Origin of the sequence: Marinovum algicola, from assembly GCF_900109145.1 — a bacterium.
Lineage (GTDB): Bacteria > Pseudomonadota > Alphaproteobacteria > Rhodobacterales > Rhodobacteraceae > Marinovum > Marinovum algicola.
Window position 1 is genome coordinate 88,955 of record NZ_FNYY01000010.1, and the last position, 22,179, is coordinate 111,133.

The 22,179-nt window shown below is 66.3% G+C and carries 20 protein-coding genes; 14 read left to right on the forward strand and 6 right to left on the reverse strand.

All coding sequences use genetic code 11. The annotated features are described in order from the left end of the window. From nuoN to BMW90_RS14600, 5 genes are all read left to right on the forward strand, one after another. Positions 1 to 1,440, forward strand: coding sequence for an NADH-quinone oxidoreductase subunit NuoN (gene nuoN / locus BMW90_RS14580; RefSeq protein ID WP_074837228.1), 1,440 nt, complete (start codon positions 1 to 3; stop codon positions 1,438 to 1,440). Between the two features lie 93 nt (positions 1,441 to 1,533). Then, positions 1,534 to 2,268, forward strand: a complete 735-nt coding sequence (locus BMW90_RS14585; RefSeq protein WP_074837229.1) for a biotin--[acetyl-CoA-carboxylase] ligase — start codon at positions 1,534 to 1,536, stop codon at positions 2,266 to 2,268. 14 nt (positions 2,269 to 2,282) lie between these two features. Then, positions 2,283 to 3,071 (forward strand): type III pantothenate kinase, encoded by a 789-nt coding sequence (locus tag BMW90_RS14590; RefSeq protein ID WP_048532285.1) that lies wholly within the window; start codon positions 2,283 to 2,285, stop codon positions 3,069 to 3,071. Further along, positions 3,061 to 4,728: a ribonuclease J gene (locus tag BMW90_RS14595; protein ID WP_048532284.1), complete on the forward strand. Its 1,668-nt coding sequence runs from the start codon at positions 3,061 to 3,063 to the stop codon at positions 4,726 to 4,728. Before BMW90_RS14590 ends, BMW90_RS14595 begins: the two co-directional genes overlap by 11 nt. Positions 4,729 to 4,934: 206 nt before the next feature. Then, entirely contained in the window at positions 4,935 to 5,360 is a 426-nt protein-coding gene (locus BMW90_RS14600) for an OsmC family protein (RefSeq protein WP_048532283.1), read from the forward strand. A 57-nt stretch (positions 5,361 to 5,417) separates the two neighbouring features. Here the strand turns inward: BMW90_RS14600 and BMW90_RS14605 are convergent, their stop codons facing one another. The 4 genes from BMW90_RS14605 to BMW90_RS14620 all read right to left on the reverse strand — a co-directional run bounded on the left by BMW90_RS14605 (position 5,418) and on the right by BMW90_RS14620 (position 11,546). Beyond that, positions 5,418 to 6,854: a DEAD/DEAH box helicase gene (locus tag BMW90_RS14605; RefSeq protein ID WP_074837230.1), complete on the reverse strand. Its 1,437-nt coding sequence runs from the start codon at positions 6,852 to 6,854 to the stop codon at positions 5,418 to 5,420. Positions 6,855 to 7,061: 207 nt separating this feature from the next. Further along, on the reverse strand, positions 7,062 to 8,006 hold the full coding sequence (locus BMW90_RS14610) for a glycosyltransferase family 2 protein (RefSeq protein WP_074837231.1): 945 nt from the start codon (positions 8,004 to 8,006) through the stop codon (positions 7,062 to 7,064). Next, complete coding sequence (locus tag BMW90_RS14615) at positions 8,003 to 9,793, reverse strand: glycosyltransferase family 2 protein (protein ID WP_074837232.1); 1,791 nt, start codon at positions 9,791 to 9,793, stop codon at positions 8,003 to 8,005. Before BMW90_RS14615 ends, BMW90_RS14610 begins: the two co-directional genes overlap by 4 nt. 145 nt (positions 9,794 to 9,938) lie before the next feature. Beyond that, entirely contained in the window at positions 9,939 to 11,546 is a 1,608-nt protein-coding gene (locus BMW90_RS14620) for a peptide chain release factor 3 (RefSeq protein ID WP_074837292.1), read from the reverse strand. Positions 11,547 to 11,644: 98 nt separating this feature from the next. On the opposite strand from BMW90_RS14620, the gene BMW90_RS14625 reads away from it, so the two are divergent. After that, positions 11,645 to 11,896 carry a Rho termination factor N-terminal domain-containing protein gene (locus BMW90_RS14625; protein WP_074837233.1) on the forward strand — a complete coding sequence of 84 codons (252 nt, stop codon included), beginning with the start codon at positions 11,645 to 11,647 and terminating at the stop codon, positions 11,894 to 11,896. A gap of 46 nt (positions 11,897 to 11,942) precedes the next feature. Here BMW90_RS14625 and BMW90_RS14630 read toward each other — a convergent pair whose 3' ends face one another. Further along, positions 11,943 to 12,947 (reverse strand): Hint domain-containing protein, encoded by a 1,005-nt coding sequence (locus BMW90_RS14630; protein WP_048532278.1) that lies wholly within the window; start codon positions 12,945 to 12,947, stop codon positions 11,943 to 11,945. 171 nt (positions 12,948 to 13,118) lie between these two features. Here BMW90_RS14630 and BMW90_RS14635 point away from each other — a divergent pair, with 171 nt between their 5' ends. From BMW90_RS14635 to BMW90_RS14650, 4 genes are all read left to right on the forward strand, one after another. Next, positions 13,119 to 13,898: an SDR family oxidoreductase gene (locus BMW90_RS14635; RefSeq protein ID WP_074837234.1), complete on the forward strand. Its 780-nt coding sequence runs from the start codon at positions 13,119 to 13,121 to the stop codon at positions 13,896 to 13,898. Next, positions 13,895 to 15,016 carry a hypothetical protein gene (locus tag BMW90_RS14640; RefSeq protein ID WP_074837235.1) on the forward strand — a complete coding sequence of 374 codons (1,122 nt, stop codon included), beginning with the start codon at positions 13,895 to 13,897 and terminating at the stop codon, positions 15,014 to 15,016. The genes BMW90_RS14635 and BMW90_RS14640 overlap by 4 nt, the downstream gene beginning before the upstream one ends. A gap of 75 nt (positions 15,017 to 15,091) precedes the next feature. After that, a complete protein-coding gene (locus BMW90_RS14645; RefSeq protein ID WP_048532275.1) occupies positions 15,092 to 16,195 on the forward strand; it encodes an ABC transporter ATP-binding protein in 1,104 nt (367 codons plus the stop codon). A 141-nt stretch (positions 16,196 to 16,336) separates the two neighbouring features. Further along, on the forward strand, positions 16,337 to 18,400 hold the full coding sequence (locus BMW90_RS14650; protein WP_074837236.1) for a DEAD/DEAH box helicase: 2,064 nt from the start codon (positions 16,337 to 16,339) through the stop codon (positions 18,398 to 18,400). Here BMW90_RS14650 and BMW90_RS14655 read toward each other — a convergent pair. Then, positions 18,397 to 19,059 carry a helix-turn-helix transcriptional regulator gene (locus BMW90_RS14655; RefSeq protein ID WP_048532273.1) on the reverse strand — a complete coding sequence of 221 codons (663 nt, stop codon included), beginning with the start codon at positions 19,057 to 19,059 and terminating at the stop codon, positions 18,397 to 18,399. The two genes, BMW90_RS14650 and BMW90_RS14655, sit on opposite strands and share 4 nt — an antisense overlap. Positions 19,060 to 19,261: 202 nt before the next feature. Here BMW90_RS14655 and BMW90_RS14660 point away from each other — a divergent pair, with 202 nt between their 5' ends. Genes BMW90_RS14660 through BMW90_RS14675 form a run of 4 tightly spaced genes read left to right on the forward strand, consistent with a single transcriptional unit; the run spans position 19,262 to position 21,761 of the window. Beyond that, positions 19,262 to 19,486 (forward strand): twin-arginine translocase TatA/TatE family subunit, encoded by a 225-nt coding sequence (locus BMW90_RS14660; RefSeq protein ID WP_048532272.1) that lies wholly within the window; start codon positions 19,262 to 19,264, stop codon positions 19,484 to 19,486. Between the two features lie 6 nt (positions 19,487 to 19,492). Next, positions 19,493 to 20,002 (forward strand): Sec-independent protein translocase protein TatB, encoded by a 510-nt coding sequence (tatB, locus tag BMW90_RS14665; RefSeq protein WP_048532271.1) that lies wholly within the window; start codon positions 19,493 to 19,495, stop codon positions 20,000 to 20,002. Then, complete coding sequence (tatC, locus tag BMW90_RS14670; RefSeq protein WP_048532270.1) at positions 20,002 to 20,922, forward strand: twin-arginine translocase subunit TatC; 921 nt, start codon at positions 20,002 to 20,004, stop codon at positions 20,920 to 20,922. The genes tatB and tatC overlap by 1 nt, the downstream gene beginning before the upstream one ends. Then, positions 20,922 to 21,761, forward strand: coding sequence for an ATP-binding protein (locus BMW90_RS14675; RefSeq protein ID WP_074837237.1), 840 nt, complete (start codon positions 20,922 to 20,924; stop codon positions 21,759 to 21,761). The genes tatC and BMW90_RS14675 overlap by 1 nt, the downstream gene beginning before the upstream one ends. Positions 21,762 to 22,179: the final 418 nt, after the last annotated feature.

Genomic DNA, 22,179 nt, shown 5'->3' on the forward strand with positions numbered 1-22,179 from the left:
ATGATTCAGGCTGATCTGAACGTCATCCTTCCCGAGATCGTGCTGTCGGTCTATGCCATGCTGGCGCTTCTGGCGGCCGTCTATACCGCCAAGGACGAGCTGGCCGGGCTGCTGACATGGATCACCGCCGGGGTGTTCGCGGCGCTGGCCTTCTATATCGCCACCAGCGGCGGCACCACGGTGACGGCCTTTGGCGGCATGTTCATCGACGACGGCTTTGCCCGGTTTGCCAAGGTGATGATCCTGCTTTCGGCGGCGGCGGTACTGGCGATGAGCCAGGGCTATCTCGCGGCGCGGGGCCTTCTGAAATTCGAATATCCGCTGCTGATCGCCCTGGCCACCGTCGGCATGATGATGATGGTCTCGGCCGGCGACCTGATGGCGCTCTACATGGGGCTCGAGCTGCAATCGCTGGCGCTTTACGTGGTGGCGGCCCTGCGTCGCGACAGCGTGAAATCCACCGAGGCGGGCCTCAAGTACTTCGTTCTCGGCGCGCTCTCCTCGGGCCTGCTGCTCTATGGCGCCTCGCTGGTTTACGGCTTTGCCGGCACCACGCAGTTCGCCGGCGTGATCCTAGCGGCCTCGGGCGAGACCTCGCTCGGTCTGCTCTTCGGTCTCGTCTTCCTGATCTCGGGGCTGGCGTTTAAGGTCTCGGCGGTGCCGTTCCACATGTGGACGCCGGATGTCTACGAGGGCTCGCCGACGCCGGTCACCGCCTTCTTTGCCACCGCGCCCAAGGTGGCGGCCATGGCGCTCTTTGCCCGGGTGCTGCACGATGCCTTCGGCGGGGTCACTGGTGACTGGCAACAGATCATCGCGCTCCTGTCGGTGCTGTCGATGTTTCTCGGCGCGGTTGCGGCGATCGGCCAGACCAACATCAAGCGCCTGATGGCCTATTCCTCGATTGCCCATATGGGGTATGCGCTGATGGGGCTGGCCTCGGGCACGGTGTTCGGCGTGCAGGCGATGCTGCTCTATATGGCGATCTACGTGACGATGAACGTCGGCACCTTCGCCTTTATCATGTCGATGTCGAAGGACGGCGCGCCGGTGGTGTCGATCGACAGCCTGCATCTCTATTCCCGCCGCGAACCGGGCAAGGCGCTGGCGATGCTCTTCCTGCTGTTCTCGTTGGCCGGTGTGCCGCCGTTCCTGGGGTTCTTCGGCAAGCTCTATGTGCTGCGCGCGGCGGTCGAGGGCGATCTGGTCTGGCTGGCGGTGGCCGGTGTCATCGCCTCGGTGATCGGCGCATTCTATTACCTGCGGATCGTTTTCTACATGTATTTCGGCCAGGAGACCGACGAGGCGCTCGACAGGGGCGGATCACCGATCCTCTACGGGTTCCTGATGGCCTCGGCGGCGGTGATGCTGATCGGCGTGGTCAATTTCTTCGGCATCGAGACCGTGGCAGAGGCTGCGGCGGCAACGCTTGTCAACTGACCGGACCGGCCGGGCCGCGCAGGGCATCGAGCCCCGCGCGGCCCGGTGCCGTTCCGGCACGGGCGTATTTGACAAGAGAAGAAGGACCACGTGATGCACTGGCCTGAGGGGTATGGGCGCCGGGTTCTGCCCGAGGTCGACAGCACCAATGCCGAAGCCGCGCGGGTCGCCGAGGGGCTGAGCGGCCCCGAGTGGATCCTCGGCCTGCGGCAAACCGCCGGGCGTGGCCGGCGCGGCCGGCCCTGGGCCGATCCCGACGGCAATTTCTCGGCCACCCTGGTGATGCGGCCGCAGGGCGCGCCGCAGACGGCGGCGCTGCGCTCTTTCGTGGCCTCTCTGGCGCTTTACGACGCCTTTGTCGCGGTCACCGGGCGGGCCGGGAGCTTTGCGCTGAAATGGCCCAATGACGTGCTGCTGAACGGTGGCAAGGTGGCCGGCATTCTGCTGGAGAGCCCGCGGCCGGGCCTGCTGGCCATCGGCATCGGCGTCAACCTGACCCAGGCGCCGCCGGTGGCGGCGGTGGAGGCGCGGGCGCTGCGGCCGGTGTCGCTGCTGTCGGAAACCGGGGTGGCGGTGACGGCGGAGGAATTCCTGACGCCGCTGGCCGTGGCCTTTGCCCGCCACGACGCCGGTTTCGCCACCTACGGCTTTGCCCCGGTCCGCGAGGCCTGGCTGGCGCGGGCGGCGCGGCTGGGCGAGGTGATCACCGCGCGCACCGGCAAGACCGAGACCACCGGCACCTTCGTGGATGTGGATGCGACCGGCAACCTGGTGTTGCAGACCGCGAAATCCCGCGTCGCCATTCCGGCGGCGGATGTGTTTTTCTGAAAGGGAGGCGCGCAATGCTGCTCTGCATTGACTGCGGCAATACCAATACCGTGTTTTCGATCTGGGATGGCCGCGAATTCCTCTGCACCCTGCGCACCTCGACCCATCACGCGCGCACGGCGGATGCCTATTTCACCTGGTATTCGACGCTGATCAAACATTACGGCATCGACACCGACATCACCGATGTGATCATCTCGTCGACCGTGCCGCGGGTGGTGTTCAATCTGCGGGTCTTTTCCGACCGGTTCTTCGGGTGCCGACCGATGGTGGTGGGGCGGCCCGAGTGCCTGTTGCCGATCCAGGCGCGGGTCGATGCCGGCACCGCGGTGGGGCCGGACCGGCTGGTCAATTCCGCCGGCGCCTTCGACCGCCATGGCGGAGATCTGATCGTGGTGGATTTCGGCACCGCCACCACCTTTGACGTGGTGGCCGAAGACGGGGCCTATGTCGGCGGGGTGATCGCCCCCGGCGTCAACCTCAGCCTCGAGGCGCTGCACATGGGCGCCGCCGCGCTGCCGCATGTGGACATCTCGCGCCCGGACAAGGTGATCGGCACCAATACGGTGCAATGTATCCAGTCCGGCGTGTTCTGGGGATATGTCGGCCTTGTCACCGGCATTACCGAGCGGATCCGCAAGGAATATGCCCGTCCGATGCGGATCATCGGCACAGGCGGGCTTGCGCCCTTGTTCGCACAGGGTGACATGTTATTTGACACCATCGAAGACGATCTGACGATGCATGGGCTGACGGTGATCCATGCCTACAACAAGGAAAACGGGATTGCCCATGAGCAGTGAACGCATCATCTACCTGCCGCTTGGCGGGGCAGGCGAAATCGGCATGAATGCCTATGTCTACGGTTACGGGCCGGAGGACAACGAACGCCTGATCCTGGTCGATCTGGGGGTGACCTTCCCTGACATGGACGGCACACCGGGGGTCGACCTGATCTTTCCCGACATGACCTGGCTGATCGAGCGGCGCGACCGGCTCGATGCGATCTTCATCACCCATGCGCATGAAGACCATGTGGGCGCGGTGCACCAGTTCTGGGAGCGGCTCGGCGCGCCGGTTTATGCCCGGGCCTTCACCGCCAATATCGCCCGGCGCAAGATGGACGAGAAGGGCCTGCCCGAGACCACGGTCAAGACCGTCTCGGCCTGGCCCGAGACGGTCGAGGCCGGGCCCTTTTCCGTGGGGTTCCTGCCGATCTCGCATTCGATCCCGGAAAGTTCGGCGCTGGTGATCGACACGCCGGCGGGCCGGCTGGTGCACACCGGTGACTTCAAGCTCGACGAGACGCCGGTGGTGGGCGAGGCCTTCGACCCGGCGCTCTGGGCGGAGGTGGCGACCCCGGGCATCAAGGCGCTGGTCTGCGATTCGACCAATGTCTTTTCGCAGCATGCCGGCCGGTCCGAGGTGACCGTGGGCCCGGAGATCGAAACCCTGGTGGCCGGTGCTTCCGGGCTGGTCTGTGCCACGACCTTCGCCTCGAACGTGGCGCGGGTGAAGACTCTGGCGGAGGCCGGGCAGCGGGCCGGGCGGTCGATCGTGCTGCTGGGCCGGGCGATGCGGCGGATGATCGAGGCGGCGATCGAGACTGGGGTGCTCACGGATTTCCCCAAGGTGGTCTCGCCCGAGGATGCGGGCAGCATTCCGCGCGAGAACCTGATGCTGCTGGTGACCGGCTCGCAGGGCGAACGCCGCGCGGCCTCGGCGCAGCTGGCGCGGGGCAAGTACAACGGGCTGGAGCTGAAGGAGGGCGATCTCTTTCTGTTTTCCTCCAAGACCATTCCGGGCAACGAGAAGGGCGTGATCCGCATCATGAACCAGCTCTCGGAAAAGGGGGTGGATGTGGTGGACGATTCCTCCGGGCTCTACCACGTGTCGGGCCACGCCAACCGGCCCGATCTGGAGCGGATGCAGGACATCGTGCAGCCGCAGATGGTGATCCCGATGCATGGCGAGCATCGGCACCTGCGCGAGCATGTGAAGCTGACCCAGCGCAAGGGCCGGGCGGCGGCGCTGGCAATCAATGGCACCATGCTCGACCTCACGGGCGACCGCCCCGAGGTGGCGGGTTTTGTCGAGACCGGCCGGGTCTATCTGGACGGTGCGATCCAGATCGGCGCGCTGGACGGCATCATCCGCGACCGGATTCGCATGGCGCTGAACGGCCATGTGATCGTGACGGTGATCCTCGACGAGGACGACGAGCCCCTGGGCAACCCCTGGTGCGAGGTCATGGGGCTGCCGGAGATCGGCCGCAGCCAGGCGCCGCTGGTCGATGTGCTGGAAGAGGATCTGGCGCAATACCTCGGACGCGCCGGCGACCGGACCTTGACCGACGACGACAAGCTTGACGAGGACATGCGGCGGATCGCGCGCAATTCGACGATGAACGAGATCGGCAAGAAACCGGAAGTCACGGTGATTGTCAGCCGGCTGAGTTGAGGTCGCCACGCTTGCGCGTGCCGAGAGCGCCGGGGGCTCTGCCCCCGGACCCCCGGGATATTTCCGGCCAGAAGAAGCGGCGGAGCGGCGCAGGACTTGCGCCGGAGGGAAATTAATCGCGGTTCCAGGGTGCAAGCGCGGCGCAACGCCCTATTGTCTGGAGGGAGCGGCCGCAGGGCCGTGCAATCAGACAACGGAGTGTACCCATGATCAAGAAATCCGGTTCCGCCAATTGGAAGGGTGGCCTGAAGGACGGCAGCGGCACGGTTTCGACCGAGTCGGGCGTGCTGGACAAGGTCAACTACGGTTTCAACAAGCGGTTCGAAGGCGAGGCGGGCAGCAACCCGGAAGAACTGATCGCCGCGGCGCATGCGAGCTGTTTTTCGATGGCGCTGTCGATGATTCTCGGCGAGGCCGGGTTAACCGCCGATGACATCGCCACCTCGGCCACGGTCTCGCTGGAGCAGAAGGACGGCGGCTTCGCGGTGACCAAATCGCATCTGGTGCTCGAGGCCAAGGTGCCCGGCGCAAGCGAAGAGGATTTCATGAAGGCCGCCAATGCCGCCAAGGAAGGCTGCCCGATCTCGAAGCTTCTGAATGCCGAGATCACCCTGGACGCCAAGCTGGCCTGAGGCGGCACATCAGGGCGAACAGATGCGGCGGGGTCGGTTGCGGCCCCGCCTTTTTTGTCAGCCGGCGCGGCGTTCGTCGAAGCTCAGCGCGATGAACTGGGGCATGTGATCGCCCATGCCGACCACCTTGTTGTCGCCCCCGCCGGTGCGGCGGCCGCCCCGGCCGCGGGACGGCTTGTCCTGCGGCTTGGTGTCGGTGCGGTCGTTGCGCTCCTGGCGCTCGGGTGCGGCCTCCTTGCGCTCGGGGCGTTCGCCCCGGCTGCGGCGGTCGGGCTTGGCGGCGGTTTCGGCCTCGGGGGTCTCTTCGGCTTTTTCGGATTTGCCGCGGCGCGGCTTGTCCTCGGTCTTGACCGGGTTTTCGACGCGGGGGATCTCTTTCTGGATCAGCTTTTCGATGGCGTCGAAGTTCTTTTCGTCCTTCGGCACGCAGATCATCAGCGCCTTGCCATCGCGCCCGGCGCGGCCGGTGCGGCCGATGCGGTGGACGTAATCCTCGGCATGGCTGGGTACGTCGAAGTTGAACACATGGCTCACCGAGGGCACATCGAGGCCGCGGGCGGCGACATCGGAGGCCACCAACACCTTGAGCTCGCCATTGCGGAAGGCCTCGAGCGTGCGGGTGCGCTGCGACTGGTCGAGGTCACCGTGGATCGGCGCCGCGTCCATGCCGTATTTCTTCAGCGATTTCGCGGTGATGTCCACATCGGTCTTGCGGTTGCAGAAGACGATGGCGTTGGTGCATTTCTCGCCCTCACCCTCGATCAGCGCGCGCAGCACCTTGCGTTTCTCGCTGCCTTCGCGATCGCGGCGCGAGGCCTTGAACATCACCACACCCTGTTCGATGGTTTCCGAGGCGGTGGCCTGGCGGGCCACTTCGATGCGCTCGGGCGCCGACAGGAAGGTGTTGGTGATCCGCTCGATCTCGGGCGCCATGGTGGCCGAGAAGAACAGCGTCTGGCGGGTGAAGGGGGTGAGCGAGAAGATGCGCTCGATGTCGGGAATGAACCCCATGTCGAGCATCCGGTCGGCCTCGTCCACCACCATGACCTGCACGCCGGTCAGCAGCAGCTTGCCGCGCTCGAAATGGTCGAGCAGCCGGCCGGGGGTGGCGATCAGCACGTCGACGCCCTTGTCGATCAGGAGGTCCTGCTCCTTGAACGAGACGCCGCCGATCAGCAGCGCCTTGGTCAGCTTGACGTGCTTGGCATAGGTGTCGAAGTTCTCGGCCACCTGCGCGGCCAGTTCGCGGGTCGGGCAGAGCACCAGGCTGCGCGGCATCCTGGCGCGGGCGCGGCCGCGCGCCAGCATGTGGATCATCGGCAGGGTGAAGCTGGCGGTCTTGCCGGTGCCGGTCTGGGCAATGCCCAACACATCGCGGCCCTGAAGCGCGGCCGGAATGGCGCCGGCCTGAATCGGCGTCGGCGTCTCGTAACCGGCTTCTTCGACGGCTTTCAGGACTTTGGGGTTCAGGTCGAGATCAGAAAATTTCGTCATGTGTGTCCGATGTTTACGGACACCTCTGGCCCGTACGTATTTTGGGGGAGGCCCGTATGGCCCTGCGTTTTCGCAGCATGATCCCCGCGCGGGCTTCTAACCTGCCAAGCGCGCGCGGTCAATCATGCTGCATTGCAGCGTAAACAAACGGCCTGAATCTGACCGTTTGTCGCTGTATTGTGACAAATGGGAAGCATTTCCGGCGTTTCAAGTGCCGGGAAACTGCCTGACGCGGGCTGCGTCGAGGTTCAGGTCGTGCCGGCGCAGCAGGCCCTCGGCGGCGAGACGGTCGCAAAGCGCCGGGGTGGCGAGGCAGATCTCGTCGTAAAACCGGCGCAGGCCGGCGACGCCCGCCTCGGATTCGAGTCGCGAAAACAGCTCGTGCAGGCTCAGCCCGCCGGAGTGCCGGTTGACCTGCGGCTTGAGGTCCGGGCGGTAGGAGCCTCTGGCCATGCGATAGCGATAGCTGCTTTGCCAGTCTTCCCAGCTTTGCGCATGCATGTGGCAAAGCTCGGTCTCGGGCAGGGGCTGTTCGCCGGGGTTCTGGCGGCCGTCGACCTCGATATTGTGGATTTTTGCCCGCAGCCCGTCGATGCCAGTGCGGTAGACAAGCTTGCCCGCCACATGGCTGAGAAAGCCGCCGCTGAGATGCCGGCCATAGGTGGGAAACACCCGCTCGGCGGCGCGCTGGCGCTCTGCCGGGGCCAGGTGAAAGGCCTTGAAGGTGGTTTCGGGGCCGCTGCTGCCCGGGGCGGGGGCCAGTGCCTCGATCGGGCGGACGCGGGCGCAGAGGCAGTCCTGGGGCAGGTCGGCCAGCTGCGCGGCCAGGGGGCGGGCGGGCCAGAGGAATTCGTCGACGTCGATATGCGCCAGCCAGTCGACCTCGACCCTGCGGTTATAGGCGTGGCGGGCGTTGAGGAACTGTCGCGACTGGTGTTTCTCGGGTCGGCCCCGGCGTTTGGCCCACCAGTTGTCGTCGCAGGCCACCACCTTGATCTTGGGATGCGCCGCAAGCCGGTCGAACACCGCGGGGTCGGGCGCGTCGAGATAGAGATAAAGCCGATGCGCGCCGCGCTCGAGGTGATAGGCGGCAAAGTTCAGGATGTCGCGCGCGTCTGCCTTGACAGTCGAGACGATGCCCCAGCGGGTCATGCGGCGCCCGCATCCGCCGCGCGCGGGCCAAAGACGGTCCGGACCTGGGCATCGAGATCGAGCTCTTGCGTCACCAGCATGTCGTGGCGCGCCAGCCTGTCGCGCAGCGGGGCGCTGTCGGTGCAGACCTCGTCGAAGAAATGCCGCAGACCGGCCTCGCCCTCGGTGTCCAGCACGAAATCCAGCACATCGCCCAGGCGCATGGCATCGTCATCCTCGGGCTTGCGATAAGAGCCGCGGGTCAGGCGAAATGTCACCCGGTCGCGGAAATGTTCGAAACTGGCGGCGTGGCAATGCGCCAACATCATGCGCGGCAGCGCGCCCTCGTTGCCCACCGCCTTGCCAACCAGCCGCAGCCCGTGAATGCCGAAACGCACATCCGAGAGCCGGGTGCGGGCAAAGACCTTGCCGCTGGTGTGGCTGATGAAGCCGCCGGTGAGATAGCTGCCGTAATGCGGGTAGATCTCGGAGAGCACGCCGCGTTTCGCGCCGACCTGGCGGTGGGTGCGCTTGAAATGGCGGGGCAGACCGTCCTGCGGCGCCAGAAGCTCGACCGGGCGCACGCGGGCCTGGGCGCAGTCCTCCGAGACAAAGCGCAGGCCACGCGCCACCTCGACCTGTGGCAGAAGGAATTCGTCGGTGTCAAAATGTCCGAGGAAATCGAGATCGCTGGCGCGGTAGGCGCGGGTCGCATTATGCGCCTGGCGCAATTGATGCGCGGCGGGGCGCGGCTTGCCGGCGTCCTGCCAGTAGGCCGCGTCGCAGGCGATGACCTCGACTGCGGCATGCCCGGCGAAAAAGGCGCTGACCTCGGGCGCGGGATTGTCGAGGTAGAGTGTGATGCGGCTGGCGCCGAGGGTCAGGTAATGCGCGGCAAAGCGCTGGATGTCGGCCAGCGGCGCATGGGTGGTGCAGACCACGCCCCACCTTGGCAGCGGCCCGCGCCGGGGCGGCACGTGGCGGACGGGGGCGGTGACCTTCGGCTCCTCAGGGGTGTCGGTTTCGGCCGCCTGTGCCGCGTCGCGGCGGGCCTTGCGCTGGCGCATGATGCGCAGCCGGCGAAAGACGGTGCGCGGATCGTGGATCAGCAGGTCGAGCAGGTGATGCGCCAGGGGGCGCAGCACCACGTCCTCTTCGGCATCGACCCAGAGCCGGCCGAGCATATTAACGTCGAGCCCGCCGGCGGGCAGGTGAAAGGCATCCATTTCCAGCGGCAGCGGCCCGCGATCCTTGCCTTTCAGGGCAAACGGCCGGTCGGCCGCGAAACCGGAATAGCGCCGTTCGCTCTCGTAGAGTTTCATCGTGCCGAACAGCACCGTCATCGCCTGACCGACCCGGCGTTGCACCTCGGTCTGGCCGTGATCGCCGAAGGTCGTGAGCGCCGATACCAGCCAGCGCGGATCGAGCCGCGCCAGCAGGTGGTCGCTTTCCTCGGCCCACATCCGATGAAACAGCGCGGCGGTATGGGCCGGTTGCGCCGATTTGCGCAGATGCGCGATAAGCAGCCCGTGCAAGGCGCAGAACTCGCTCCGGCCGGCCATTTCCTCGCGAATTTCCAGCAGCTTGCGGCGATTGGACGAGCGCACCGGCGCATGGCGCAGGGGGTCGTCGTCCTGCGGCGGCACGATATGCGCCTTGAGCGGGCCGAAATCCACATCCGGCGGCGGCAGCGCCTCATTGGCGGCAAAGCTCAAGGGCTCGCGCCGCGCCTCCATCTGGGACAGAACGCCCGTGATTCCATTGTCATAGGTGGATGTGCGGTCGGGGCGGCTGGGCGTATCGGTCATGCCGCGACTTTGCCGCGTTCCCGCTGGCAATGCAATTGCCGGCTGCGCGCGCGGACGCCCTTGAAGCGACGCCCGCGCGGCACCCCGAAGTGATCCGCGCCCCGGGCGCGACCCGGGGCCTCCTGGCCGACACCCGGGCCCGGGCTCAGACCATCATTTCCTTGGTCGACGTGAGCTTGACGTCGGGATAGTCGCGCTCGATCCGGTCGATATCCCATTGCAGCCGGGTCAGATAGACAATGTCGCCGTCGTTGTCATGGGCGATGTGCTGCTTGTTGGCATTGATGAACTTGTCCACCGCCACCTTGTCGCCCTGGACCCAGCGGGCCGAGGTGAATTGCGACGGCTCAAAGCGCACCGGCAACCCGTATTCCAGCTCGATCCGGCTGGCCAGAACCTCGAATTGCAGCGCGCCCACGACGCCGACGATGAAGCCTGAGCCGAAGGAGGGTTTGAACACCTTGGCCGCGCCTTCCTCGGCAAACTGCATCAGCGCCTTTTCCAGGTGTTTGGCCTTCATCGGATCGCCGGCGCGGCAGGTCTGCAACAGTTCCGGCGCGAAGGAGGGAATGCCCGAGACGCGCAAGGCCTCGCCCTCGGTCAGCGTGTCGCCGATGCGCAGCTGGCCGTGGTTGGGGATGCCGATGATGTCGCCGGCCCAGGCCTCTTCGGCCAGTTCGCGGTCCGAGGCGAGAAACAGCACCGGGTTCGACACCGCCATCGGTTTCTTGGTGCGCACATGGGTCAGCTTCATGCCGCGCTTGAAATGGCCGCTGGCCATGCGCAGAAAGGCCACCCGGTCGCGGTGCTTGGGGTCCATGTTCGCCTGAACCTTGAAGACGAAGCCGGAAACCTTTGTTTCCTCGGGCGAAATTTCTCTCGGCTGGGCGCGTTGCGGCTGCGGTTCCGGCCCGTAGTGGCCAATGCCTTCCATCAGCTCCTTGACGCCAAAGGAGTTGATGGCAGAGCCGAACCAGATCGGTGTCATATGGCCTTCGAGCACCGCCTGCGGGTCGAGTTTGGGCAGCAGTTCGCGCGCCATCTCGACCTCTTCGAGAAACGGCTCGAGCAGCTCCGCCGGCACGTGTTTGGCCAGCAGCGGATCGTCCAGGCCCTTGATCTCGATCGATTCCGCCACCTTGTTGCGGTCGGCGCGGTCCATCAGTTCCAGCCGGTCGTTGATCAGGTCGTAGCAGCCGATGAAATCGCGGCCAACGCCGATCGGCCAGGAGGCCGGTGTCACGTCGATCGCCAGGTTTTCCTGGATCTCGTCGATGATCTCGAAGGTCTCGCGGCTCTCGCGGTCCATCTTGTTGCAGAAGGTCAGGATCGGCAGGTCGCGCAGCCGGCAGACCTCGAATAGCTTCTGGGTCTGGCTCTCGACCCCTTTGGCGCCATCGATCACCATCACCGCCGCATCCACCGCCGTGAGCGTGCGATAGGTGTCCTCGGAGAAATCCGAGTGCCCGGGGGTGTCGACGAGATTGAAGCGGAAGTCCTTGTAATCGAACGACATTGCCGAGGCCGAGACGGAGATGCCCCGGTCCTTTTCCATCTGCATGAAGTCCGAGCGCGTGCGCCGCGCCTCGCCCTTGGCGCGCACCTGTCCGGCCATCTGGATCGCACCGCCGTAGAGCAGGAATTTTTCCGTCAGCGTGGTCTTGCCGGCATCGGGGTGCGAAATGATGGCAAAGGTGCGCCGCCGGGCTATTTCCGGGGGCAGGTCAGGGCGGTTTGGCGTCACGTCAAGCATGGCGCGCGTATAGAGCCTGGCCGGTTCCGGCGCAATATGGCGCAACCGGCCCGGCCCCTGGCCTCGCGTCAACTTGTACCAGTGAAAGGAGCGTGATCATGCCCAACCCGAGCATCAAGGATGAAGAGACCTATCAAAGTCTGCGCGACGACGGCCATTCCAAGGAAAAGGCAGCGCGGATCGCCAATGCCCAGGCCAATGACAAGCAGGACCCATCGAAGAAAGGCGGCCAGCAGCCGCCCTACGAGGACTGGACCAAGGCAGAGCTCTATGACCGCGCGCAGGAGCTCGAGATCGACGGTCGCAGCGACATGACCAAGGATGAATTGATCGAAGCGCTGCGCAAGTAAGCGGCGCGCGCCCCGGATCAAGTCCGGGCCGCGATAGTTTCTGCGGCTACCGGGTCGAGGCGCGGCGCAGAAGTTCGGCAGCGTCGGGCCGGCAGGCCAGGTTTTCGCTTAGCTCGAACTCGCTGCGCAGCCGGCTGTCGTGGGCGGGCAGGGCAGAGCGCAGCTTGTCGTCCAGCGCCTGCGGCAGCGCGGCGCGGGTGCGGGTGTCGACCAGCAGCGTCTCGGCGGCGATGCCCTCGGCATAGATGATCTGGTGATCGTCGAACAAAAGCTGGAAATACTCGACAAATCCGCCTTCGATCCGGCGCACGCTGTCGCCATTGATCAGATGGCGCGCCTTGACCAGAACCTCGGAGCGGCCGGCACCCATGTGATCGTGGCGCTGGTAGACAAACAGCCGGTGATCGGGGCTGACCAGCAGATCGCCGGCATTGTTGAGCGTGCCCGCCCGGATCAGGATCGGGGCCCCTTCGCCGGTGGCGCGCGTGGTGGACTGGCCGACCCAGCGCAGCGGCTGCGCGCCGTCATCGCGGGTCAGAACCATGTCGCCCTCGGCCAGCTCCTCGACCGGCTTCTGGGCGCCGCTGGCCATGGTGATCATCGTGCCATGGGTGAAGGACACGCAGGCGACTTCGGCAAAGCGCCGCTCGGGCGTGGTGAAATCGAGGCCGATGATGCGGTAATCGGTCTTGGCGCGGAGCTGGCCCAGCGGCAAGCCATAGGTCGCGGCAACCAGCCCCTCGGCATCCACCTCGACCAGCACGATCAGATCGAGCGTGTCGCCATCGTTGCACATGAAGGTGATGCAGCAATCGACAAAGACATTGCACCCGGCCCGGCCCAGTCGGCTGCCTTCGGCCAGTTGCAGGCTGCGGGGCCCGCTCTGGCGAAGCCGCAGATCGGATCGCAGGGCCCCTTCGCGCAGGTGATAGACATCGTCATGCTGAAGATCCTCGGCACATCCCAGATCGTCGCCCAGATTGGCGCCGTCGACGACCGTCAGGTCGCCGGCCTGATACACCGATAGCGTCTGGGTCGTGCCGCGTGCCATGCCACTCTCCGATTGCCCGTTTCGGGCGGAAAAATCCAGTTCTGGGGCTTACTCTGGCCGCCGATTGTGGCACCACTGGGAAAAGTGGCGGGCGATTTCCCGGCACGGGCCCCTGATCGAGGATACTAGGGCAACCCGGGACAGAAGCGAAGCAGAACAAGGAGATATATCATGGATCTGGGCATTGCCGGCAAACGTGCAGTGGTTTGCGCCGCCTCAAAGGGCCTTGGGCGCGGTTGCGCCATGGCGCTGGCCGAGGCGGGCGCGCATCTGGTGATCAACGCACGGGGCGCGGAGGCGCTGGAGGACACCGCCGAGGCGATCCGCGCGGCGCATGGCGTCGATGTCACCGCGGTGGCCGCCGACATCACCACCGAAGAGGGCCGGGCCAAGGTGCTCGACGCGGCGGGCGACACCGACATCCTGGTCAACAATGCCGGCGGCCCGCCGCCGGGCATGTGGCAGGACTGGGACCGCGAGGATTTCATCAAGGCGCTCGACGGCAACATGCTGGCGCCGATCGCGATGATCCAGGCGCTGGTGCCGGGCATGATGGATCGCGGCTGGGGCCGCGTCGTCAACATCACCTCGCAATCGGTCAAGGCGCCGATCCCGGTGCTGGGGCTGTCGAATTCGGCCCGGGCCGGGCTGACCGGTTTTGTCGCCGGCACCTCGCGGCAGGTGGCGGGCAGCGGCGTGACGATCAACAACCTTCTGCCGGGCATCCACGCCACCGACCGCGCCAAGGCGCTGGACGAGGGCGTTTCCAAGCAACAGGGCATCTCGACCGACGAGGCCAAGGCGCAGCGCTGCAAGACCATTCCGGCCGGCCGCTACGGCACCGCCGAGGAATTCGGCGCCGCCTGCGCCTTCCTCTGCTCGACCCATGCCGGCTTTATCGTTGGCCAGAACCTGCTGCTCGACGGTGGCGGGGTCAACGCCACGCTATGAGCGAGGCCTTCTCGCTCCGCGATCATCTGTTCAACGCGGCGACCCTCGGCCAATTGGCCGAGGAGTTCGCCGTCGGGGTTCCGGGCTTTGACGCGGAGCGGTTTCTGGCGACGGTGCTGCCGCAACTGCCCGAGCTGGGGCTGCTGCATCGGCTCGAGGCCTTGGCCGACGGGATCGAGGCGCAGCTCGCCGGCGATTTTCCCACCATGGCCGATCAGCTCACCGCCGCCATGCCGCCACCGCTCGACCCGGCGTTGCGCGATGACGATTTCGGCCGCTTCATCCACGCGGTTCCCGGCATCCTGGCAGTGCGCCACGGGCTCGAGGATCACCGCGACCGCGCGCTTGATCTGCTTTACGCGGCGACGCAGCGGTTCTCGATGGAGTTCTACATCCGCCCCTTTCTCAACCGCTGGCCGGAAGAGACCATGGCGCAGCTCGCGCTCTGGGCGGAGGACGACAATTATCATGTGCGCCGCCTGGTCAGCGAAGGCACGCGCGCCCGGCTGCCCTGGGCGCGGGCGATCACGCTCGATCCGCTGGCGCCGCTGCCGCTGCTGGACAGGCTGCACGCTGATCCCGCGCGCTATGTCACCCGCTCGGTGGCCAACCACATGAACGACATCGCCAAACTCGCGCCCGAGGTGGTGATCGCGCGGCTTGCCGCCTGGCGGGCCGAGGCCCGGCAAACCCCGAAAGAGCTGACCTGGATCACCCGCCATGCCCTGCGCACGCTGATCAAGCAGGGCCATCCCGGCGCGCTGGAGCTGCTGGGCTACCGCGCCGATGCGCCGGTCACGGCGCAGTTGTCGCTGGCGGCCCAGCGGATTGCCCGGGGCGATCCGCTGGAGTTCGACGTCTCGCTGACCGCGCCCGAGGACGTGCCGGTGCTGGTCGATTACGTGATCTCGTTTCGCAAGGCCGATGGCCGGCTCGCGCCCAAGGTGTTCAAGCTGAAACAGGCCGCGCTTTCCGCCGGCGCGCCGCTGACCCTGCGCAAGCGGCACCGGCTGAAATGGGATGCCACCACCTTCCGGCTCTTTCCCGGGGGGCAGCGGCTCGGGCTTCAGGTCAATGGCCGTCTGGTGGCCGAGGCCGAATTCACCTTGCTGGACTGACCTTGCAGGGCGGGGCCGGGGTTGTTATCTCACGCCGAAGCCGATTGTTTTGATCGGGAAACGCGAGAGGCCCCCTTGCCGCCCGAGACCAAGCAGACCCTCCCTCCGCCGCGCCTGGAAATCCGCAACCTCGTCCGCAATTTCGAGGGGCGCCGGGTGGTCGACGATGTTTCGCTCTCGATCCAGCCGGGGCAGGTGACCTGCCTGCTCGGGCCGTCGGGCTGCGGAAAATCGACGACACTGCGGATGATCGCCGGGGTCGACATGCAGGACGCGGGCGAGATCTATGTCGACGGCGAGCTGATCTGCGACACCCTGTTCCGGGTGCCGCCCGAACGCCGCTCGATCGGGCTGATGTTTCAGGATTTCGCGCTGTTTCCGCATCTGACGGTGGGGCGCAACGTGTCTTTCGGCCTGACCGAGCGCGGCGCGGTGGCGCGCGCACGGGCCGAAGAGATGCTGGCCAAGGTCGGTCTGGAGCGGTTCATCGACAGCTATCCGCATGAGCTTTCGGGCGGCGAACAGCAGCGCGTGGCGCTGGCCCGCGCGCTGGCCCCGCAGCCCAAGATCATGCTGATGGACGAGCCGTTTTCCGGCCTCGACAACCGGTTGCGCGACGGCATCCGCGACGAAACCCTGGCGGTGCTCAAGGAAGAGGATACTGCCGTCCTGCTGGTCACCCATGAGCCGGAAGAGGCGATGCGCATGGCCGACGAGATCGCGCTGATGCGCGACGGCAGGATCGTGCAGCAGGGCGCGCCCTACAATATCTACCGCGCGCCCAAGGACAAGGCAGCGGTGGCTTTCTTTAGCGATGTCAACGTGATCGAGAGCGAAGTTCACGGAGCTTTGGTGGATACGCCGTTCGGCGATTTCCTGGCGCCCGGCCTGCCGGACGGCGCCCAGGTCGAGATCGTCTTTCGGCCGCAGCACGTCGGCATCGACTTTGATCGCGCGGGCCAGGGCCCGCATCCCACCGCCGAACGGGGCGTGGCGGCGCGCGGCGTGGTGGAACGCGCCCGCTTCATGGGCAAGGAAAGCCTTGTCGAGTTCCGCATGGACCACGACGACACCAGCCTGCGCGCCACGGTGCCCAATGTCTTTCTGCCCAAGAAAGGCACGCCGCTCTGGCTCACGATCCGCCGCGACCGCTGTTTCGTCTTTCCCCGCGTCGGCTGACCCCCGCTGCGACAGATCGCGCCAGGGGCAATTGACCATGTACATCCGCCGCGCTTTGCGCTAGGCGGGCGGCTTCGCAACCTGTCCTTCGGGGCAGATGGGCTGGCACCCTGCCGCCCGCCACTCAGAACGGTTTTCCACATGATCCAGACCCTGTCCGATGCGCTTGCCGAGCGTGGCTATGACACGTTGACCCCGGTGCAGACGGCAGTCACCGACCCGGAGCTGGCCAGTTCCGACCTTCTCGTTTCGGCCCAGACCGGCTCGGGCAAGACGGTGGGCTTCGGCCTCGCCATCGGTCCGACGCTGCTGGACGAGACGGGCCGCTTTGGTCCCGCCGCGGCGCCGTTGGCGCTGATCATCGCGCCGACCCGCGAATTGGCCTTTCAGGTCAGCCGCGAGCTGACCTGGCTGTATGAAAAGGCCGGTGTGCGGATGGCAACCTGTGTCGGCGGCATGGACATGCGCGACGAACGCCGCACGCTGGAGCGCGGCGCGCATATCGTCGTCGGCACCCCGGGCCGGCTGCGCGACCACATCCAGCGCGGCTCGCTCGAGATGGGCGACCTGCGCGCGGTGGTTCTGGACGAGGCCGACGAGATGCTCGACCTCGGCTTCCGCGAGGATCTCGAATTCATGCTGGGCGAGGCGCCGGAAGAGCGCCGCACGTTGCTGTTCTCGGCCACGGTGCCGCCGATGATCGTCAAGCTGGCGCAGAATTACCAGCGCGACGCCGTGCGCGTCACCACCCTGGCGGAAAAGGGCCAGCACGCCGATATCGCCTATCAGGCGCTGCGGGTGGCGCCGCAGGATGCGGAAAACGCCATCATCAACGTGCTGCGCTATCACGACGCCCAGAACGCCATCGTCTTTGCCAATACCCGCGCCACGGTGAACCGGCTGACCGCGCGCTTTGCCAACCGCGGCTTTTCCGTGGTCTGCCTGTCGGGCGAGCTGAGCCAGAGCGAGCGCACCCATGCGCTTCAGGCGATGCGGGACGGGCGGGCCCGGGTCTGCGTCGCCACCGACGTGGCGGCGCGCGGCATCGACCTGCCCAATCTCGAACTGGTGGTGCATGCCGAGCTGCCGTCGAACTACGAAAACCTGCTGCACCGCTCGGGCCGCACCGGCCGCGCCGGGCGCAAGGGCGTCTCGGCGCTGATCGTGCCGCCGAAGGTGACGAAGAAGGCCGAGCGTCTGCTCAAGATGGCCAAGGTCACCGCCGAATGGACCGAGGCCCCTGGCGCCGACGAGATCCTGCGCCGCGACGAAGAGCGGCTTCTGGCCGATCCGACCTGGGCCGAGGAGATCAAGCCCGACGAGGCTGATTTCGCCGCCCGCCTGCTGGATCTGCACAGTCCCGAAGTGATCGCCGCCGCCTATCTGCGGCTGGCGCGGTCGCGCTATTCCGCGCCCGAAGACCTTTCCGATCCCAACACCCGCCCCGAGCGCAAGGAGCGCAAGCCCTTCGGTCCCAGCACCTGGGTCGCGCTCTCGGTGGGCCGCGATGACCGGGCCGAGGCGCGCTGGATTCTGCCGCTGCTTTGCCGCGCCGGCGGGCTCGACAAGGACGCGATCGGCGCCATCCGGGTGCAGCAGAACGAGACCTTCGTCGAGCTGACCGAAGCCGTGGCACCCGGCTTCCTGACCAATCTCGGCGCGGGCAACGTGCTTGACGAGAATATCACCGTGCGTCCGGCCGAGGCGCCGCCGCAAGGTCCGCGCCCGCCACGCGATGACCGCGGGTCGGGCAAACCGCGCCCGAAACGCGATTTCGACGGGCCGCGCCCAAAGCGCGACTTCGACGCGCCGCGCCCGACGCGGGACGAGGCACCGAAGCCGCGCCCGGCGCCGAAACCCTACAAACCCGTCGATCCCGAAACCCATGCCCCGGCGAAGAAACGCGGCAAATCGGCGGATGCGCCGCGCCGTGACGACAAGCCGCGCGATTTCGACAAGGCGCCGAAACACCGTGGCGACAAGCCGGGAAAACCGTTCAAGCCGGGCGGCAAGCCCGGCGGCAAACCGGCCGGAAAACCGGCGCCGGGCAAGGCCTTGGCGGGCCGTGTTCCCGGCGGCAAAGGGCCGGGCAAGCCGGCCAAGCCGCGCGCCAATGCCTCGGACACCTCCAAGCGCTTCACCCCGCCGGGCAAATCCGCAGGCCCTCGCAAGGGCGGCAACCAGCCGCCGCGTCGCAAGCCCTAACGGCCCGGACGCGCGTGATAATCCTGTAGCCTCTTGCCCGGCTCCTCGACAAAGAGGCCGGGCAGGGGCGCCAGCGCCTCGATCTGGTCGATGCGGAAACTGGTGAAATCACCTGCGCTCTCGCTCCATCCGACGCAGGCCCAGATCCGCCCCCAATAACGCAGCTCCAGCGGCCGCAGGTCGTGCCGCGTGCCGTCGCTCAGCGTGATCCGCAGCTTCTGCCGGGCGCGGATCGCCGCCCGAAAGGCCGGCATGTGGCGAAAGCCGCGCGCCGCCGCCTCGAAGGGGTAGGCGGCAAAGGCAAATTGCGTCGGTGCGGCGTGATCCTCGGGCAGCAGCGCGTCGATCTTGGCCATCAGCGCGCGGGCGGCCTCTTCCATCCCGTCCCCGCCGGAGCGCGCGACAACCGCCAGCCCCAGATGAAGCGCCTCGAGCTCGGCATCGGTGAGGTTGATCGGCGGCAGGGTGATCGCCGCCTGCGCCGAATAGCCCAGGCCCCGCTCGCCGATCACCGGCACTCCGCTTTCGATCAGCGTGTCCATGTCGCGGTAGATCGTGCGCACCGAGACCCCGAGTTCGCGCGCCAGATCTTCGGCGCGGTGCAGCGAGCCATCCTTCAGACGCTCCATCAGCCGGTACAGCCGGTCGGCCCGTTTCATCGCGTGATTCGCCCCCAGTTTTTGCCCATTACTGACAATAATCTGTCACTTGACAATCCTATGTCAAAATGCGCCCGAAATTGCCACGCCCCGCGCCCCGGAATAGGGTGTTTTGCCACTTTCAGGGCGGGGGCGAAGGCTTTATGCAAGGCAGCGAGAGGCCGCGCGGCTGGCGCGGGCGCGAGATGTGGAGACAGAACCCATGCTGAACAATATCGGCCTTCCCGGCCTTCTTCTGATTGCCGTCGTGGTGCTGGTGCTTTTCGGGCGCGGCAAGATTTCGTCGCTGATGGGCGAGGTGGGCAAAGGCATCACCGCGTTCAAGAAAGGCGTGAAGGACGGCAGCGAAGAGAGTGACGAACTCGATGACAAGACCGGCGACAGCGCCAAGGACGTCACCCCGAACGACGAAAAAGACAAGGTTTAACCGCAGATGTTCGACCTTGGCTGGACCGAGCTTCTGGTCATCGGGGTGGTGGCGCTGATCGTCGTCGGCCCTAAGGACCTGCCCGTGCTGTTCCGCCGCGCGGGAGAGTTCGTGGGCCGCGCCCGCGGCATGGCGCGCGAATTCAGCCGCGCCATGAACGAGGCCGCCGACGAAGCCGGGGTGAGCGACATCAAGAAGACCATCCACACCGCGACCAACCCGATGAAATCGGCGATGGACGGGGTCAAGGATGCGGCGCGGCAGGTGGCCGATCCGCTGGGCGATCTGGAAAACGGCAAGAAGACCGGCGGCTCCAAGGGCGACAATACGTCCAGCGCGCCCAAGCCCGACGACGCCGAAAGCGCCAAGCGCGACGCACAGGCCAGAAAGATCCAGGCCGCCACCGCGCGGGCCGCGGCGGAACGCAAGCGGCGCGAGGCGGATGAGGCGATCAAGGCCGCCGAGGCAGCGGAAGCGGCGGCCGACCAGCCGGCCAAGGACACGAAAGACCTTTGATGAGCCATAGCGACGAGATCGAAGACAGCTCGGCCCCGCTGATCGAGCATCTGGCGGAACTGCGCACGCGGCTGATCCGCTGCGTGGTCTATTTTCTGATCGGCATGGTGATCTGTTTCACCGTGGCCACGCCGATCTTCAACTTCCTGACCGATCCGCTCTGCCAGGTGCTGGCCGAGCGCGGGCAGGATTGCGACCTGATCTTCATTTCGCCGCAGGAAGGTTTCTTCGTGGCGATCAAGGTCTCGTTCCTGGGGGGCTTCATCCTGGGGTTTCCCTTTATTGCCAACCAGTTGTGGCGCTTTGTTGCGCCGGGGCTCTACAAGTCGGAAAAAGGCGCCTTCCTGCCATTCCTGATCGCCTCGCCGTTCATGTTCTTCCTCGGCGCCGCCTTTGCCTTCTACGTGGTGACGCCGCTGGCCTATGACTTCTTCCTCGGCTTCCAGCAGTTCGGCGCCGAAGGCGAGGCGGTGGTCGGCGAAGAGATCGAGCAGGGGCTGTCGGTGGTCTTCCAGGGCTCGGCACAGGAGTACCTGAACCTGACGATCAAGTTCATCGTCGCTTTCGGCCTCTGCTTTCAACTCCCGGTCCTGCTGACGCTGATGGGCAAGGCCGGGCTGGTCAATGCCGAGGGCCTGGGCGCGGTGCGCAAATATGCGGTTGTCGGCATCCTGGTGCTGGCAGCGCTGGTGACACCGCCCGATGTGATCACCCAGGTGATCCTTTTCGTGGTGGTGTACGGGCTCTACGAGGTGTCGATCTTCCTGGTGCGCCGGGTCGACCGCAAGCGCGAGGCCGATCTGCGCGCACAGGGCCTGTGGTTCGAGGATGAAGAAGAGAGCGAAGACCTTGCCGATGATCCGCTGATGTCGGAATTCGACGAGGACGAAGATGATCTTGGAAAACCGGACAAGAGTTAATGAGTAAAGCTTTGAAACGTATCGCCGCCGCGCTGGAGCGGATGGCGCCCGCACCTCTGGACGCGCCTGATTTCACCGCCGCCGAGGCCTTTCTCTGGCATGTGGAGCCGGATCGGCTGCAACCGGTGCCAGAGGTCAGCCGGGTGGACATCGCGCTTTTGATCGGTGTCGACCGGGCGCGGGACACCCTGCTGGCCAATACCTTGCAGTTCGCGCGCGGCCTGCCGGCCAACAATGCGCTGCTCTGGGGCGCGCGGGGCATGGGGAAATCCTCGCTGGTCAAGGCGGTGCACGCCGAGGTTCTGCGCCAGGGCGAGGGGCTCAAGATCGTCGAGCTGCAACGCGAGGACCTGCCGTCGGTGGGGCGGTTGCTGGGGCTCCTGCGCGGCCGCAAGGAGCGCTTTGTGCTGTTCTGCGACGACCTGTCGTTCAGCCATGACGACCAGCACTACAAGTCGCTCAAGGCGGTGCTGGACGGCGGCATCGAGGGCCGGCCCGACAATGTGGTGTTCTACGCCACCTCGAACCGCCGCCACCTGATGCCGCGCGACATGATCGAGAACGAACGGTCGTCGGCGATCAGCCCGTCGGAGGCGACCGAGGAAAAGGTTTCGCTGTCGGACCGCTTTGGTCTCTGGCTGGGGTTCCATCCCTGTACCCAGGACGAATACCTGACGATGATCGGCGGCTATTGCGCGGCCTATGGTCTGGAGATGGACAGCGCGGAGCTGCGCGCCGAGGCGGTCGAATGGCAGGCGACCCGCGGCGGTCGGTCCGGCCGGGTGGCCTGGCAGTTCTTTACCGACCTCGCAGGCCGCAGGGGTGTGGCGCTGAGCTGAGGCTGGCGGCTCGCCTGGGCCGGATCCGATTGGGCGGCACCACCGCGCGGCAAAGTCCTATTCGACACGCTCGCATCCTGCCGGGCCCGGAACAAGGGCGCAGCCCGCCGGGTCAGCGGCGGCCCGCCCCATCGGGCTGCCGCTTTGGCCGCTCCAAGTGCATTGATCAGGTGTTCTACGGGCTGGGCTGCCATAAAGCGTGGCCATTGCCAGCGTCGCAGCGGCATCCCGCGGGTCGCCGCTGGCCCGGCTCCGATGCCGGGTCTCGACGCAGCAACAGCGGCCGGTGCGTGACACGCTCTGTGCTCGCATGACGAGTGCTTTACAGATCTTGTGGCCATAGCGGCCCACCGCCGCGAGCCGACCACAATCAGCCCGCCCCGGGCTTGACCCGGGGCCTCCCGCCTCAAGAAGCGGA

Coding starts and splice junctions, on each gene's coding strand:
- BMW90_RS14595 (WP_048532284.1), top strand. CDS start 3,061: ATGAGCAGTGAACGCATCATCTACCTGCCGCTTGGCGGGGCAGGCGAA.
- BMW90_RS14625 (WP_074837233.1), top strand. CDS start 11,645: ATGCCCAACCCGAGCATCAAGGATGAAGAGACCTATCAAAGTCTGCGC.
- BMW90_RS14615 (WP_074837232.1), bottom strand. CDS start 9,793: ATGACCGATACGCCCAGCCGCCCCGACCGCACATCCACCTATGACAAT.
- BMW90_RS14675 (WP_074837237.1), top strand. CDS start 20,922: ATGAGTAAAGCTTTGAAACGTATCGCCGCCGCGCTGGAGCGGATGGCG.
- BMW90_RS14630 (WP_048532278.1), bottom strand. CDS start 12,947: ATGGCACGCGGCACGACCCAGACGCTATCGGTGTATCAGGCCGGCGAC.
- BMW90_RS14635 (WP_074837234.1), top strand. CDS start 13,119: ATGGATCTGGGCATTGCCGGCAAACGTGCAGTGGTTTGCGCCGCCTCA.
- BMW90_RS14590 (WP_048532285.1), top strand. CDS start 2,283: ATGCTGCTCTGCATTGACTGCGGCAATACCAATACCGTGTTTTCGATC.
- BMW90_RS14655 (WP_048532273.1), bottom strand. CDS start 19,059: ATGAAACGGGCCGACCGGCTGTACCGGCTGATGGAGCGTCTGAAGGAT.
- BMW90_RS14600 (WP_048532283.1), top strand. CDS start 4,935: ATGATCAAGAAATCCGGTTCCGCCAATTGGAAGGGTGGCCTGAAGGAC.
- nuoN (WP_074837228.1), top strand. CDS start 1: ATGATTCAGGCTGATCTGAACGTCATCCTTCCCGAGATCGTGCTGTCG.
- BMW90_RS14660 (WP_048532272.1), top strand. CDS start 19,262: ATGCTGAACAATATCGGCCTTCCCGGCCTTCTTCTGATTGCCGTCGTG.
- BMW90_RS14605 (WP_074837230.1), bottom strand. CDS start 6,854: ATGACGAAATTTTCTGATCTCGACCTGAACCCCAAAGTCCTGAAAGCC.
- BMW90_RS14640 (WP_074837235.1), top strand. CDS start 13,895: ATGAGCGAGGCCTTCTCGCTCCGCGATCATCTGTTCAACGCGGCGACC.
- BMW90_RS14585 (WP_074837229.1), top strand. CDS start 1,534: ATGCACTGGCCTGAGGGGTATGGGCGCCGGGTTCTGCCCGAGGTCGAC.
- tatB (WP_048532271.1), top strand. CDS start 19,493: ATGTTCGACCTTGGCTGGACCGAGCTTCTGGTCATCGGGGTGGTGGCG.
- BMW90_RS14650 (WP_074837236.1), top strand. CDS start 16,337: ATGATCCAGACCCTGTCCGATGCGCTTGCCGAGCGTGGCTATGACACG.
- tatC (WP_048532270.1), top strand. CDS start 20,002: ATGAGCCATAGCGACGAGATCGAAGACAGCTCGGCCCCGCTGATCGAG.
- BMW90_RS14610 (WP_074837231.1), bottom strand. CDS start 8,006: ATGACCCGCTGGGGCATCGTCTCGACTGTCAAGGCAGACGCGCGCGAC.
- BMW90_RS14620 (WP_074837292.1), bottom strand. CDS start 11,546: ATGCTTGACGTGACGCCAAACCGCCCTGACCTGCCCCCGGAAATAGCC.